Source organism: Streptomyces sp. NPDC031418 (assembly GCF_055581605.1).
Window position 1 is genome coordinate 57003 of the sequence record NZ_JBVIJC010000032.1, and the last position, 13163, is coordinate 70165.

Here is a 13163-nt window from a genome sequence, read left to right on the forward strand (position 1 = left end):
CAGTGGCGGTGAGACCGGCGACAGGACCCCGGGGCGCGCGGCCCGGGGTCCTTCGCTGTCCGGGGCCAGCGGCACCGGCCCCAGGCCCTACACGCACTGGGGTGCGATGCCCGGGGGTTCTGAGCTGCGGCATCGCACTGGTGTGCGTGTAGGCCCTGGGATCTTCGGGGTGCTCCCCCGGCGAACTACGCAGTGTGGGCGGGATCGGAGCGAGGGGTCCAGCGTCAGGTTCCCGTCGTCGGCGAAGGGCGCCGAGGTCCGGCCGGGCGCGGCTCGAAGGTCGCCCCGGCGGGCCTCGGGGGATCTTTCCGCGGGGGCGGCCCGGTCCGGGCAGCGGGTCAGGCCGCGTTGGCGGGAGCCGGCATCAGGGTGTGGGCGGTGCGGGTGATGAGGTCGGTGGCCTGGTCGATGTCGGTGTCGGTAGTGGTGCGACCGATGCTGAGCCGGAGGGTCGCGCGGGCTTGGTCGCGGGTGAGGCCGATCGCGGTGAGGACGTGAGAGGGTTCGCTGCTCCCGGTGTTGCAGGCCGAGCCGGTGGAGGCGGCGATGCCGGGGATGCGGTCGAGGAGGTCGGTGGCCTCGATGCCGGGAAGGGTGAGGCTGAGGTTCCCGGGCAGTCGCCGGTGTGGGTGACCGTTGACGATTGCGCCGGGGATTGCGGCCAGGAGGCGGTCTTGGAGGCGGTCGCGCAGGGCCCGGGTGCGGGTCGGGGGCGGGACGGCGTCGGTGGTGATGAGGTGGGCGGCGGCGCCGAAGCCGACGATCGCGGGGACGTTGGGGGTGCCGGCCCGCAGGCCGCGTTCTTGTCCGCCGCCGGTCTGCTGGGCGGTGATGCGGGTGCCGCCGCGGATATAGAGGGCGCCGATGCCCTTGGGGCCGTGGAGTTTGTGAGCGGACAGGGAGGCGAGGTCGACGCCGATTTCGGCGACGTCGAGGAGTCCGCAGCCGGCGCTCTGGGCGGCGTCGGTGTGCAGGACGATGCCGCGCGGGGTGGTGATCTCGGAGATGGCCGCGAGCCGTTGCAGGGTGCCGATCTCGTTGTTGGCGTGTATTACCGAGACCAGCACGGTGTGCGGGGTGAGGACGGCGGCGATGTCGGCGGGGTGGACGCGGCCGTGCCGGTCGACGCCGACGCGGGTGAGGGTGTAGCCGTGGTGGTCGACCAGGCGCTGGCAGGCGGCGAGGACGGCCTTGTGCTCGATCGCGGTGGTGACGATGTGCCCGCCGTGTGTGCGGGCGGCCAGGGCGGCTCCGACGATCGCGAGGTGGTTGGCCTCGGTGGCGCCGGAGGTGAAGACGATCTCCAGCTCGTTCTTGGCGCCGACCAGGTCGGCGACCTGCTGGCGGGCGGTGCGGATCGCCCTCGCGGCGGTGCGTCCGCAGGTGTGCGGGCTGGAGGGGTTGCCGTACTCGCTGGTGAAGAACGGCAGCATCGCCTCCAGGACGCGCTCGTCGAGCGGGGTGGTGGCCTGGTGGTCGATGTAGATCGGTGGGGTGTTCATGCGGCCCGCTCCTCGTGTCGGGCGGCGGCCGGTGCCGTCGCGGCGTACTTGCGTTCGCCGTCGACCAGGTCCCAGTAGATGGTGCGGGGTTCGTCGAAGACGGAGAACGCGGTGGCCAGGCAGTGCCAGTTCCGGTTCGGCTGGGCCGCGGCGAGGAAGAAGGCGTCCTCGAACAGCCGGCGGGCGCGTTTGGCCAGGGCCTCGCGGGTCGGCTGCGGGGAGAACAGGTGCAGGAATCCGCGCTCACGCAGCCATGCCTCGGCGTGCTCGGCGCCGGCGGTGCCGTCCAGGTGGCCGCCGTCGGTGAGGGTCTGGGTGGCCAGCCGCTCAAGCCGGCGGTGCCGTCGGGCGTCCTCGCCGCCGGGGCAGCGGTCGCCGGTGATGTTCCATTCGTTCCAGCGGGGCGGCTGGTAGTGGTCCCAGTCGATGTCGTCGAGGTGGGCGGTGACCTGCGGCGGGATCTGTCCGCGGGTCAGGTCCGCGACGTCGTAGCCGGGCCCGAGGGCCTCCAGGGTGAGCGAGCCCGGCCGCCTGGGGCCGGGCCGGTCCATGCGGATCAGGACGGTGAGGCGGTTGGTGAAGCGGTTGGTGGGCTCGGCGAGGATCACGGCCCGTCCGTGGGCCAGGAGCCCGGCTGCGCGGGACGGGATCTCCTCGACGGGGAAGGTGTTGCCGCCGCGGTAGTACTGCTTCTTCTCCACTCCGCCGTCGGAGCGGATCATCAGTTTCTCGGTGCCGGTGGCGGCGGCCAGGACGTGGGCGGAGGTGCGGAGGGCGGCCGCGCTGTGGCCCGGCTCGATGAGGCAGGCGTTGAGAACGGGCAGCTGCAGCGAGTGCAGCAGGGCCATGGTCTGCCACTTCGGCCAGCGCCGGTCATTGGCCGCGGCGGTCAGTTCGTCGGCGGTGAGTGTGTGTAACGGGCGGGGCAGGGGTATCGCCATCGCGCCGTTTCCCCTTCCCTTCGTCAGGCGGCGTCCGCGAGGTGCAGGTCGGCGGAGAGTTCGGCGAACGTGCGCTCTCGGTTCTCGGTGAAGGGGTGGTCGCGCCAGTCGAAGAAGTCGCCGATGCCGAGCTCGTCGGCGCAGACGCGGCGGACGAACTGGCGGGCGAAGCCGGCCGAGGGCCAGTAGTAGTGCTCGCCGGGCCGCGGGGAGAGGTAGAGGTAGGAGCCGTCCGCGGCGGCCGGGAGGGCCGCCATGGAGGTGAGCCGCAGGCCGGTGCCGCCGGTCTTCTGATAGGCGGCGGTGACCCGGTCTGGGTCGGGGACGGGGATCAGGTGCAGGTGGCAGTGGCTGCAGCAGGAGGCGCCCAGTTCGCAGTCGCGCGGGCCGTGCTCGGCCAGGATCACCGGGCCGTAGCGGGCCTGGATCAGGGTGCGCATCTGTTCCGTCTCCGCCGCGACCCGGTCCAGGCCGGCCTCGGTGACGTCGGCGGCGGCGTCCAGGTGCTCCAGCGGCATGAACAGGCAGTAGCCCGGGGCCAGGGCGCCGATGGTGGGCAGCAGCACCCAGCCGCTGGCGGTCTCGGTGATGATCCGGGTCGTGCTCTCGCGTGCGGTGAACTCGGTGCAGAACTGGCAGTCCATCAGGGTCACCTCCGGATCGGGCCGACAGGGAACTCGTCGGCGTATCGGCTTTTCAGGTCGGCCTCGCGGCCGTAGAAGGGGTGGGACGCGACGTCGCCGCTGCGGGGCCCGTTCAGGGCGAAAACGAGCAGGCGGGCCAGCGGCATGCCGTGGTGCAGCCGCAGGACGGCGGGGCCGGTGTTCACGAGCTCCAGCGTCAGGTGCCCGTTCCAGCCGGGCAGGACGAACGGGCTGGTGACGTGGATGGCCAGGCCGACGCGGGCCAGGTGACTCAACCCGCCGATCATGCCGATCAGCCCGGCCCCGAGCCGCAGCGGCTCGTCCACCGCCCCCAGCAGCATCTCGCCGGGCATCAGCTCGTGGGTCTTCCACTCAGTGACCGGCTCGCCGTAGAGGTCGTCGATGCTGGACTGGTCGGCGAGGTCGACCACCAGTGTGCCGGGTGCCGTGAGCGGCTGCAGCGGCGAGCCGAGCGTCAGCAGCAGACCGTCGCCGCGGAGTTTTCCGGGCCATTCCATGGCGCCCTGACTGATCAGCCAGGTGATCGACTCGGCTGAGAGCATGGCTCACCCCCGGGGATGTAGGCAGTGCTGTGGGCGTCGCCTTTCGGATCGAAGGCGGCTGCTGAAATGTTCCCCGGGATAGTCCGCGATATCCATATGTCCGATAGGACATTTAAAGGTTTTCTCGGGGTGAAATGCGGAGAAGTTCAGTCCTGCTGGCCGTGCGGACAGTGCAAGCTGGTTGAGGTCACGTCAGGGAGGGGGCGTGATGGTGCCGTCGTTGCCGTCCGGGCCGTTGAAGGTGCCGGGCCCGGAGGGGTTCCGTGGCGATCTGCTGGCCTGTTCCCCTCACTTGCTGGATCTGACCTGGGACCAGATGAGGACGCTGATCGTCGTCCGTGAGGCGGGAACCGCGCTGGCCGCGGCGAAGGTCCTCGGGCGTGAGCAGTCCAGCGTGCAGAAACAGCTCGACATCCTCAACCGCAACTTCCAGGCCCTCACGGGTGAGTTGCTGGTGGTCAAGCAGGGACGGGGCCGGGACTTCCTGTTCACCCCGACGGGGCTGGAGGTCGTCGAGCGGGCCCGGGCCACCTTCGCCGACTGGCTGCAGGGCATCGCCGACTCCCGCCGCCGGCTCGGCTCGACGCTGGCCGTGGGGACGACCGAGTTCACCCTCGGCTTCCTGGGCCGGGTGTGGGAGCGTGTCGCCCCGCAGCTGCTGGAGCGAGAGGTCGAGCTGAAGGTCGTGCATGTGCGGACCCGCGACTTCTGGAAACGACTGGACTCCAACCAGGTCGACCTGTTGTGCGGCGGGCTTGCGGCCGAGGCCGCCGCCGAGCGGGTCGCCCCCGAGTACGACTTCCTCGAATGGCATCGCGAGGGCCTGGCCCTGCTGACGAACCTGCCGGTGCGCGAGCTCGCCGCCAGGACCGTCGGCGTCGACCGGCTGCGGACGCTGCCGCTGGTCATCCCCTCCCGCGGGGTGATAACCGACTTCGTCGAGCGCTGGTATGGGCCGGACTTCCGCTCGCAGTTGCAGATCGCCGCCGAGATCGACGACATCTATTACGGACTCGCCCTGCTGCGGTCCCGCATGACCTATGGGTGCATGCTGTGTGCCCGCTCGATCGGCGAGGCCGCCGTCGACGGGCGCCTGCCCACCAGCGATGACTTCCGGCTCATCGACTTCGCCGACGACTTCGACCCCATGCTCCAGCTGATCTCCGGTGTCTTCGCCCGAAAAGGGGAACGCGAGACGTATGACGCCTCCCACCCGCTGAACATCCTGTGGGACGCCTTCCGTGACGAGGCCGCCTCCGGCAGGCCCCTGCCCCTGTGACCTTAAGGACCTCTCGTGCTGCTGGCCTCGGTCAACCTCAACAAGCGTCTCGGCGCCGCCGGCGCCCGCTCGAACTTCGCCGCCTGGCTGCGTGAGCACGGCGTCAAGGCCGTGCTCGCCCAGGAGCCGTTCAAGCCCGCTGACCGGACGCCGCCCGCACTCGGCGGCTTCACCTTCGCCAGCGGCGACGGACGCCTGGCCGCCTGGACCAGTGAAGACCTCGCCGCGCCCGCCGTGTGCTCACCCAGGCCGTGGGTTCAGCGGATCGAGCTGGAGTGGCTTGTCGTCCTTCAGGTGCATCTCGACGCCTATGCCGGCGCCGCCCGGGCCGCGCAGCTGGCCGAACTCGCCGCGATGGCCGCCGCCGAGGACGGCCGCCCGTTGCTTATCTGCGGGGACTTCAACCTCGCTCCCCGCCCAGAGGACGGCCTGTTCGGCGAGGAGACCAGCACCTTCACCACCGATACCGAACGGCAGGCGCTCAGGCAGCTGATGCAGGGGGCGGGTCTGGTCGACACCACCGCCGAGACGGCGCCCGCCTTCACCCTCGAGCGCATCTTCTCCGGCAAGCCCAGCCGCTTCCGCTGCGACCTCGCCCTGCTCAGCGACCACCTGACCGCGACGACCACCGTCACCCCGGACGCGACGGTGCGAAGTGGCCCGAAGGCGTTCACCGACCACTCCGCGCTGCTGATCGACCTGCCCGTCACCGGCCAGGCGGCCGAGCCGGACAACGTGCTCTTCGCGCTGAGCGAGCTCACCGGCCAGACCTCCGCCGCCCCGGCCCCCAGGGAGTATCAGCCCCATAAGACCGCGATGAGCCGCCAGGCCCCCTCTCCGGCCTCCCGGGCCGTGACCGAGCACCTGACGGGCCTCCTCGGCGTCCGGAGCGTCCTGGACCACGGCTGCGGACGCGGCGCCGATGTCGCCCATTACCGCTCGGCGGGTCTGGATGCCGAAGGGTTCGACCCTCACGACGACTTCGGCTGGCCCCGCCCCGAGCGGACCGGCTTCGACCTGGTCACCTCGATGTTCGTCCTCAACGTGCTGCCCGACCCCTGGCAGCGGATCCAGGCCCTCAAAGACGCGGCGTCCTTCGCCCGCCCCGGCGGCCACCTCGTCGTGGTCACCCGCTCGCCAGAGGAGATCGCCAAGGCCGCCGCGGACGGCGGCTGGACCGCTCACCACGACGGCTTCTGGTCCAGCCAGAGCAAGGGGACCTTCCAGCGCGGCATCGACCCGGGCGAGATCACCGCCCTCGCCCGCCGGGCCGGCCTCGCCCCCGCCGCCGGTGCCCCCGTGCTGCCGCTGCCCGGGGCCTGTCATGCCGTCCTGGCCAAGCTCCGAACGTGAAAGTCGCGGACCACCAGGCGTCCCCAGCCGCCCGCGTCCTGGTGCACGAAGCCGCGTACCAACCAATGTCCCCAACCGCATACGGAGTTGTGCACGAAGTCGCGTACCGACTCGTCGCCGAGAACGGCCTGCGGTCAGCGGTTGCCCGTCCAGACGATCCGGTCGGCGAAGCCGCCCCGCTCACCGGCCTTGGCCTCACGGATCTTCTCCAGCTGATCCGCGTCGACCCCCAGGTCCGCGGCGAGCGCGCGCACGACCTCCAGCACGTCTGCGAGTTCCTCAGGCGCCGAGTCCTCGTCCGCCTCAAGGAACTCGGCGACTTCCTCGCCGAGCTTTTCCCGCAGCCGGCTGCGGTATTCCTCCGGGCCCGCGGTGTAGGTGACCGGCTCGGCACCGTCCTCCCGGATGATCTTCGGAATCCGGTCCCGCACCAACTTGCCGTGCCTGCTGTAGGGCTCCACCCGTGCTCTCCCGCACCTGTCTTCGTGAGGCGGTCGCCGGACGCCGCCCCTTCATGCCGCCGCAGCTTAGGGAAGTCGCCTCTCCACTCGCCATGCGAACCGCCAATCCCACCCGTTCGGAAGCGGCCCCGTGCCGCCGCGGCGGCTCGTCACCGTCGTCCCCGCGGAGGAATCGGGCGGCGGGTCGCGGTCGCCCGGCAGTTGGCGTCTCTTCAGGTCCCGGCCCGCCCCCGGTCGTGCCGCTGCGCCGCTACCGCTACCCCTCCGACACCAGCGCCCCCGAATGGGCCCTCCTGGAACGGTTCCTGCCCACCCCCGCCTGCCAGGCCCCGAAGGGTGGGGCCCCGGAGAAGTGGCCCCGCCGCAGCATCGTCGACGCCATCCGCTACAAATGGCTCCAGCAGCAGAAACAGCCGGCCATCTGGGCGCGGCTCCTGCCGAACAGCAGGAACGACTGACCACACTGGGCATCAAGCCCGCCGAGGAGGCGTCTGCTGCCCCGGCAGCCGCGCGCGACGAAGGGCCCGAGCAAGGCACAGCAGGCCTTCCAGCGAGGCCTGACAGCCCTCACACAGTGGGTCGAGCGAGAGGGTGCCGACCGGCCCCGTCCCGTGGAAGGCGGTGGAGACCTTGCCCGACGGCACCGAGACCAAGCTCGGCGTGTGGGTCATGAACCAGAAGACCCGCCGCGACAAACTCAGCGCCGAACACGGCGCTCGCGGTGCAGGGCCTTCCCGGCGTCGGCGTACGACTCGCCCGTGATCGCCCGGCGGCGGCGGATGGGTCCCTTGCGGGCGTGATGTGCGGGCACGGCAACTCCATGAGCATCTAGAGGATCTGAATGCGCTGGCGCGGAGCACCTTCTCCCAGCGGGTCAGCGAAGCCGACAACGCGGGCCTGCGCACGGCCCACCCCATAAGCGTTAAGGGCGCGCTGAACGTAGCAGCCCCGGCGTGCCTTGCTTCTGGAGAACGGCCGACCTGCACCTCCTTGGGTGACGGGATGCGTGTTCGCGGTCATCAGCGTGGCTGCCGTAGCTCGGGCGTGCGAGGCTCGTTGGCTGTGGCAGAGGTGTTCCCAGTGACGCTTGAAGTGGGATCACAGGCCCCCGTTCCCGTCGTGGCTGGCTTGGTCGCAGACCTCAACGTGGTTGCCCAGGGCGCGCTCGAAGTGGCGACCCATGTGGCGGAGACAGGAGCCGACGATCAAGCCCCCTTTGGCGGCGGTGTGCTGACGAGCCTGCACGATCGTGGCGTCCAGCGCGACCAGCCAGTCCACCTCCGCCTGACGCTGGGCCGCGGACAGGAGCTTGTCGAAAGTGCCATCCGATGAACTCCCCTCGTGAGCAAGTCCCTTGTGACACCCTGTTTGCACCTTGATGTGCCACACCCAGGGGGGCGGAATGAATCGAGCACGAGAATTAGTAGAGATCGGCCTGGTCTTCAGCGATCCGGACGGCGCGGAGACGACCGAACGCGAGATGGAGTCGTTGATCGAGGAACTCGACCAGCTCCCACCGCTCCACATGGAACATGCTCCGGCCCCGCCGGCGCCCCCTGGCACCCGGGCCGGTGACGTTACCGTCTACAGTTCCCTGGCCCTGGGCCTGGTTGGAGCACCCGCCGTCCGGGCGCTGATCCTGCTAGTCCAGGACTGGCTGGCCCGTCGTACCTCGGGCTCGGTCACCATCCGGATCGGCGACAGCGAGCTGGACCTGCAAGCTGGGTCGCCCGCCGAGCGCCGTCGGATCGTCGAAGCCTTCCTGGCACACCTCGCCTCCACCGGCCGCGAGGAGGACTCCGATGGCTAAGCGGGCCCTGGTGCTGGCCGCCGAGACATATGACGACTCCCGGTTTGCGGCTCTGCCCGGCGCGGCCTATGACGCCGAGCGACTGCGCGAGGTCCTCGGCGACCCGGCGATCGGCGACTTCGAGGTGAGCGTACTGTCCGGCGCATCGACGCTGGAATGGAAGATCGCGATCGAGCAGTTTTTCAGCTCCGCCACCAGCGACGACACCTTGTTGTTGCACCTGTCCTGCCACGGGCGCAAGAACCGCCGCAATCAACTGCACTTCATTACCAAGGACAGCAATCTCGACGCGCTGGCCGCCACCTCGGTCGAAGCGGACTTCATCGCCGCCCGTATGGAAGAGAGCCGCAGTCGCCGCATCATCCTGCTGCTTGACTGCTGTTACAGCGGAGCGTTCAACAGGGGAATGCGTCCTCGCGGTGAACAGGAGGAGGTCGAACTCACAGGGACCTTCGAGGGCAGCGGCCGGATCGTCATCACCTCCTCCACCGCCCTCCAGTACAGCTACGAGAGCGCACTCGAGGACGACCTTGCCAGCAGAGAAGAAGGCAAGGCATCGGTGTTCACCTCCGCAGTCGTGCGCGGTCTGCAGACCGGCGAGGCCGACCTCAACGGGGACGGCTTCATCAGTGCCGACGAGCTGTACCAGTTCATCAGCCACTGGGTACCCAAACAGATGCCGGACCAGACTCCAACGCTGAGCGTCACCTCGGCCGAGGGGGGGAGCCTCGTGCTGGCCCGTAACCCGCATGCCGTCGCGTTGGCCCACCAGGCCCTGCGCGGCCCACTCGGCGGCGGCACAGAACCGTTCCCCATGCAAGCGTTGGCGCTTTCCGAGGCCGGGCTCCTAGTGCAGCAGGCGGAGGGCAAAGCAGCTGAGCTGAGCGAGCAGCTTCAGACGGCGACAATTCAAGCGGCCCGGAACGCCGGTCCCCGGGCTCGGACCGCCCGGGCACTGGTGCGGATGCTGAGCCTGCTGTTCGGGCTTCTCGGAGGGGCGATCGGCATCTGGGTGGCCTCGTTCTGGGTCGCCGGCTTCACTCTGCCCAACGACGGTAGGAAGTTCCCAGCGCTGGCGATCTGCGTTGCTGTCCTCAACATGTCCTTCCTTGTCGTGGCTGCCGCGACGGCCAAGGTCATTGTTTTGGGGGAAAGGGCCGTGCGTGGACTGATCATGGAGGAGCTGTCCGGAGAGGAACGGACCAAGCGAAAGGTCCTCTGGAGCCTCCTGTTCGCCTGTGCTCTGGCACTTCCGTTCTTCGCCATCGCCGCCGAGCTGATCTGGCTGGCTCCTGCCACTCTCCGTCTCGGAGGATGGATCTCGCATCTGGCGGGATTCCCCGTGGGCATCCCGTCCGGCTGGGGCAGCACGCTGATCGTGCTGTTTGAGACCGTCGGGGGGTCCGTCGCCATGGCCGTGGTCCGTGAGCGTATGCCCGACGAGGAGGTCATCGAGGAGAGGGGCCCTGGCTACGTCAGACGAGTCAGGTACAAGAAGTTCGGTCCGTTCCGCTGGAAGGAGGAGTACAGGCAGGACGGTGGCTTCGACCTCTGGTGACCTCGCGCGCCGGTGGCCCACACCATGCAGTCGGCAGGTTGGGGGGACTGTCGACTGTACTGGACCGTGTTGTTCGTGCCGATGGCTTTCGGTTCTCGGCGGTGAGGTGGGGGGCGCGGCCCGTGTTGTGCCGGGCATCGTCTTCGACTTGGCCGGGGCGGCGGTCGACCTCGCTGCGGTCCGCCGGCGCATCGCCCGCGCCGCCGCTGCCCGGCGGCGCACGGACCGGTCCGGCCGCCGCGGAGATGGACTCTCGCTGGAGTCCCACTCCTTCACCCTGCTCAGCCGCCAGGCCCGGCACCTGTGCTACCTCTGAGCTGAGGACCAGGGCGCGGGCCTGGCCCCGGTTGGGGCTGTGGCCACAGGAGATGCAGGCGTGAATCGCTGAGCTCGGGGTGGACGGTACCGCGGTTGCCCGGGACTGCCACACGGCGGGCATCGCCCTGTCCGCGGTGGGCGTCGTCTCGGACGGGATGCGCGTCAAGCATCGCCTGCGGGGCGGTGAGAGCGCCTTCTCGGTCTTGGCCCGCGCCGCGAACTGCGGGCTCGCGGCGCAGCAGGCCGGTCAGCGGGTGGCGGCGGGGCGGCCCAGAGCGGCCGGTGCCGTGCCGCCACCCGGCAGTAGGCACTCGACGCGCTCCGGGGCCAGGTTCCGGCCTGTCCGCACTGCCGGCCGGACACCGCGCTCGGCCTCCTCGAATAGCCTCGCTCGGTCAGAGCGGTGCGCGGGCAGGGGGGTCAGCGCGGCGGGTCGGTGCTGACCGGGACGTTGGGGCAGGCGTCGGCGTAGTCGGTCAGGACCGCCTTCTCCCGGGCGTCGACGGACAGGTGGTAGCGCATCTTGATGTGCGTCCACTCCGTGATGTAGCGGCAGCGCGCCGGCTCATAGGGAGGCAGCCAGTCGGCCACGTCCTTGTCGGCTTTCTGCCGGTTGTACTTGGCGGTGACCGCGACCAGGTGCACCGGGTCCGCCAGGTCGTTGGCGTAGGCGACTCGCTCGGCCTTGGTCCAGGCGTAGGCACCGGAGTCCCATGCCTCCGCCAGCGGAACCAGGTGGTCGATGTCCAGACCACCGGTTTCGTAGGCGTCGTCGTAGTAGGAGTACCAGCGGCCGCCGGTCAGGGAGCAGCCCGGGCCGACGACCGGCGCTTCGACGGCCTCCTCGATGAGGACTTCCTTGCGGGTGTTGCAGCCGTCCTTGTCGGCGTCGATCCAGGTGCCGAACTCACGGAGACGGTCGTAGCCCTGGCGGTGCTCGTCCGCCACGGGCAGGGCCGCCACCGCGTCCCGAAGAGGAAGACCTTCCGCATGGAGGCGGCCACCCGACACCGCCGCGGATGCCGGCATCACCGCACTGAGCAACGCCGTGGCCACAGCAGCTACCAGGACCGCTTTCACCTTGTCTGCACGCACGCGAGTTCCTCTCGTGATCACGACACTCGTTGATCACGAGAAGTACCGGCCACCCCTGCCTGCACGGAAAGCTGCGGCCCCGGCGTCACCCGACTGGCGGACCAGGATTCACCGCAGAAACGATCACAGCCGGCTCCCTTCCGCGGGGTGTGGGCTTACTCGGTCGGGTGAAGGGCGCAGGGGTGGCGGAACCTTCCCATGCACTGGTGCGTCGTGCCGGGCATGAGACCGATCAGCGAAGTGCACGTGGCGGAGCCGGGGCTGGCTGTGGTGGAGGTCGCGGCCGCCGATGACGAGACCGTCTTCGCGGTCCAGGAACTGCTCGCCGGGCGGTGCGCGGTGGCGGTCGCGGACCGCACGACCCGGGAGCCCGGCCAGCCGGGCGTGCGGCTGCGCTGCTTCCTGGACCTGCGCCAGGAGCCCGACACGTAGCGGTCTGGACCGTGCCCCGGCTTTCGGCTCTCTCACGGCCACCGCGGTGTGCGCCGGGAACGGCGGGCGGAAGGGGTTGGCCGGCGGCGTGCTGATGATCGCGGTGGTGGTGGCAGCCGTGGCTCCGCCGTCTCTTCGCACCACCGCCCTGCTCGGCGCCGTACCACTCGCGCTGGCCACCGCGGCGATCGCCCTTTGGGGAGTGGAGACCCGATCCCGGTCCTTGGAGGAGATCTCCGAGGCGGCGCTGGAAGGGAACGCCTCCGCGTCCGCCTGAGCATGCCGGCGGGCACCGGCCCTTCGCGAGAGCGCCAGAGCCGGAACGGCGGGATCGTCAGAAGGAGTTCTCGGGCTGCTCGTGAGAGGGCTGTTTGCGCACGGTGCGCCAACGCGACCGCGTCTGCTCGACGATGCTGTCCCACTGGCGGCGGACTTCGTCCTGGGACGGGCGCAGGCCCTGCTGGATCCGGAGCAGTTCGTCGCGTACCTCCCGCCCCAGGGCCGCCGATACGACGAGGACGAGCATGGCGCCGAAGAGGACCGAGGCCATCCCGAAGACCGCTCCGGCAGCGCCGTAGCGCGAGGCGTAGGAATCGAACAGGCGCGGCAGATAGATGGTCGCGACCACCGAATAGGACGCCGTCAGTACGGCTGCCGAGACCGCGAACGGGAGCAGGGCCGCCCAGGTGAGCCGCTTCGCGGAAAGGAGCCGGCCGCTCAGGGTGAGGAAGGCCGTGGTCACCGGGATCTCGCAGACCGCAGCCGCCAGCCCCAGGCGCCCGCCGCCGAGAGCCACATAGAGCCATCCGATCACCGCGGTGTAGAAGCTGAGCGCGCCGATCCACCACAGGCCGTTGCGCGTGTTGCGGACGCCGAGCGGCTTGAGTTCCCAGGTCTGCTCGAAGAGCCGCTGCACGGTCCGGGAGAAGCTCAGTACCGAGATCGCCAGGAACAGCGTGCCGAAGACACCGGCGCCCGCACTCGTGGATTCGGTGGAGAACACCGCCCGGACGGCCTCGGCACCGCCACCGGTGAGCCCGTAGCGGTTGATGATCCGGTCCGCGGACTCTCCGCCGAAGACGGAACCACTCAGCACCGCGAGCGGGATCAGCGCGGTCAGCGCGCCGGAGGCCAATGCCATCGAGCGGTCGAAGCCCGCGATCTTCTGGAACCGGTTGATGACGCGCAGCACGAACGAAGGCCGTAG

Annotated in this window: 16 protein-coding genes and 1 pseudogene; 10 read left to right on the forward strand and 7 right to left on the reverse strand. The window is 70.0% G+C overall.

Annotated elements, in window-relative coordinates:
- Window positions 1–338 precede the first annotated feature (338 nt).
- The 4 genes from ACZ5CZ_RS34985 to ACZ5CZ_RS35000 are packed head-to-tail and all read right to left on the reverse strand — an operon-like array spanning window position 339 to window position 3650.
- Window positions 339–1502, reverse strand: a complete 1164-nt coding sequence (locus ACZ5CZ_RS34985) for a cysteine desulfurase family protein (protein ID WP_468948701.1) — start codon at window positions 1500–1502, stop codon at window positions 339–341.
- Window positions 1499–2443, reverse strand: a complete 945-nt coding sequence (locus tag ACZ5CZ_RS34990) for a hypothetical protein (RefSeq protein ID WP_468948704.1) — start codon at window positions 2441–2443, stop codon at window positions 1499–1501. Before ACZ5CZ_RS34990 ends, ACZ5CZ_RS34985 begins: the two co-directional genes overlap by 4 nt.
- Before the next feature lie 23 nt (window positions 2444–2466).
- Window positions 2467–3087 (reverse strand): hypothetical protein, encoded by a 621-nt coding sequence (locus tag ACZ5CZ_RS34995; protein ID WP_468948707.1) that lies wholly within the window; start codon window positions 3085–3087, stop codon window positions 2467–2469.
- Window positions 3088–3092: 5 nt separating this feature from the next.
- Window positions 3093–3650, reverse strand: a complete 558-nt coding sequence (locus ACZ5CZ_RS35000; protein WP_385847776.1) for a dCTP deaminase — start codon at window positions 3648–3650, stop codon at window positions 3093–3095.
- A gap of 208 nt (window positions 3651–3858) precedes the next feature.
- Here ACZ5CZ_RS35000 and ACZ5CZ_RS35005 point away from each other — a divergent pair, with 208 nt between their 5' ends.
- Together ACZ5CZ_RS35005 and ACZ5CZ_RS35010 are read left to right on the forward strand one after the other, a co-directional pair.
- Window positions 3859–4929 carry a LysR family transcriptional regulator gene (locus tag ACZ5CZ_RS35005; RefSeq protein ID WP_468948710.1) on the forward strand — a complete coding sequence of 357 codons (1071 nt, stop codon included), beginning with the start codon at window positions 3859–3861 and terminating at the stop codon, window positions 4927–4929.
- A gap of 15 nt (window positions 4930–4944) precedes the next feature.
- Window positions 4945–6282, forward strand: coding sequence for a methyltransferase domain-containing protein (locus tag ACZ5CZ_RS35010; protein ID WP_468948713.1), 1338 nt, complete (start codon window positions 4945–4947; stop codon window positions 6280–6282).
- A 134-nt stretch (window positions 6283–6416) separates the two neighbouring features.
- On the opposite strand, the gene ACZ5CZ_RS35015 is transcribed toward ACZ5CZ_RS35010, so the two are convergent.
- Window positions 6417–6743, reverse strand: a complete 327-nt coding sequence (locus tag ACZ5CZ_RS35015) for a nucleoside triphosphate pyrophosphohydrolase (protein ID WP_468948716.1) — start codon at window positions 6741–6743, stop codon at window positions 6417–6419.
- Between the two features lie 236 nt (window positions 6744–6979).
- Between ACZ5CZ_RS35015 and ACZ5CZ_RS35020 the strand changes: the two genes are divergently transcribed.
- From ACZ5CZ_RS35020 to ACZ5CZ_RS35045, 6 genes and pseudogenes are all read left to right on the forward strand, one after another.
- A complete protein-coding gene (locus tag ACZ5CZ_RS35020) occupies window positions 6980–7201 on the forward strand; it encodes a transposase (RefSeq protein ID WP_385847773.1) in 222 nt (73 codons plus the stop codon).
- 622 nt (window positions 7202–7823) lie between these two features.
- Window positions 7824–8075, forward strand: coding sequence for a hypothetical protein (locus tag ACZ5CZ_RS35025; protein ID WP_385847772.1), 252 nt, complete (start codon window positions 7824–7826; stop codon window positions 8073–8075).
- A 70-nt stretch (window positions 8076–8145) separates the two neighbouring features.
- Window positions 8146–8553 carry an effector-associated constant component EACC1 gene (locus ACZ5CZ_RS35030; protein WP_385847770.1) on the forward strand — a complete coding sequence of 136 codons (408 nt, stop codon included), beginning with the start codon at window positions 8146–8148 and terminating at the stop codon, window positions 8551–8553.
- Complete coding sequence (locus tag ACZ5CZ_RS35035; protein ID WP_385847769.1) at window positions 8546–10111, forward strand: caspase family protein; 1566 nt, start codon at window positions 8546–8548, stop codon at window positions 10109–10111. Before ACZ5CZ_RS35030 ends, ACZ5CZ_RS35035 begins: the two co-directional genes overlap by 8 nt.
- A gap of 148 nt (window positions 10112–10259) precedes the next feature.
- A complete protein-coding gene (locus ACZ5CZ_RS35040) occupies window positions 10260–10427 on the forward strand; it encodes a hypothetical protein (RefSeq protein WP_385847768.1) in 168 nt (55 codons plus the stop codon).
- 315 nt (window positions 10428–10742) lie between these two features.
- Window positions 10743–10814, forward strand: a pseudogene (locus tag ACZ5CZ_RS35045) (DUF6233 domain-containing protein); the annotation flags it as partial.
- A gap of 35 nt (window positions 10815–10849) precedes the next feature.
- Here the strand turns inward: ACZ5CZ_RS35045 and ACZ5CZ_RS35050 are convergent.
- Window positions 10850–11524: an HNH endonuclease family protein gene (locus tag ACZ5CZ_RS35050; protein WP_385847767.1), complete on the reverse strand. Its 675-nt coding sequence runs from the start codon at window positions 11522–11524 to the stop codon at window positions 10850–10852.
- Window positions 11525–11746: 222 nt separating this feature from the next.
- Here ACZ5CZ_RS35050 and ACZ5CZ_RS35055 point away from each other — a divergent pair, with 222 nt between their 5' ends.
- Entirely contained in the window at window positions 11747–11956 is a 210-nt protein-coding gene (locus ACZ5CZ_RS35055) for a DUF6207 family protein (RefSeq protein ID WP_385847766.1), read from the forward strand.
- A gap of 88 nt (window positions 11957–12044) precedes the next feature.
- A complete protein-coding gene (locus ACZ5CZ_RS35060) occupies window positions 12045–12233 on the forward strand; it encodes a hypothetical protein (protein WP_385847765.1) in 189 nt (62 codons plus the stop codon).
- A 57-nt stretch (window positions 12234–12290) separates the two neighbouring features.
- Here ACZ5CZ_RS35060 and ACZ5CZ_RS35065 read toward each other — a convergent pair whose 3' ends face one another.
- On the reverse strand, window positions 12291–13148 hold the full coding sequence (locus ACZ5CZ_RS35065) for a hypothetical protein (protein WP_468948724.1): 858 nt from the start codon (window positions 13146–13148) through the stop codon (window positions 12291–12293).
- Window positions 13149–13163: the final 15 nt, after the last annotated feature.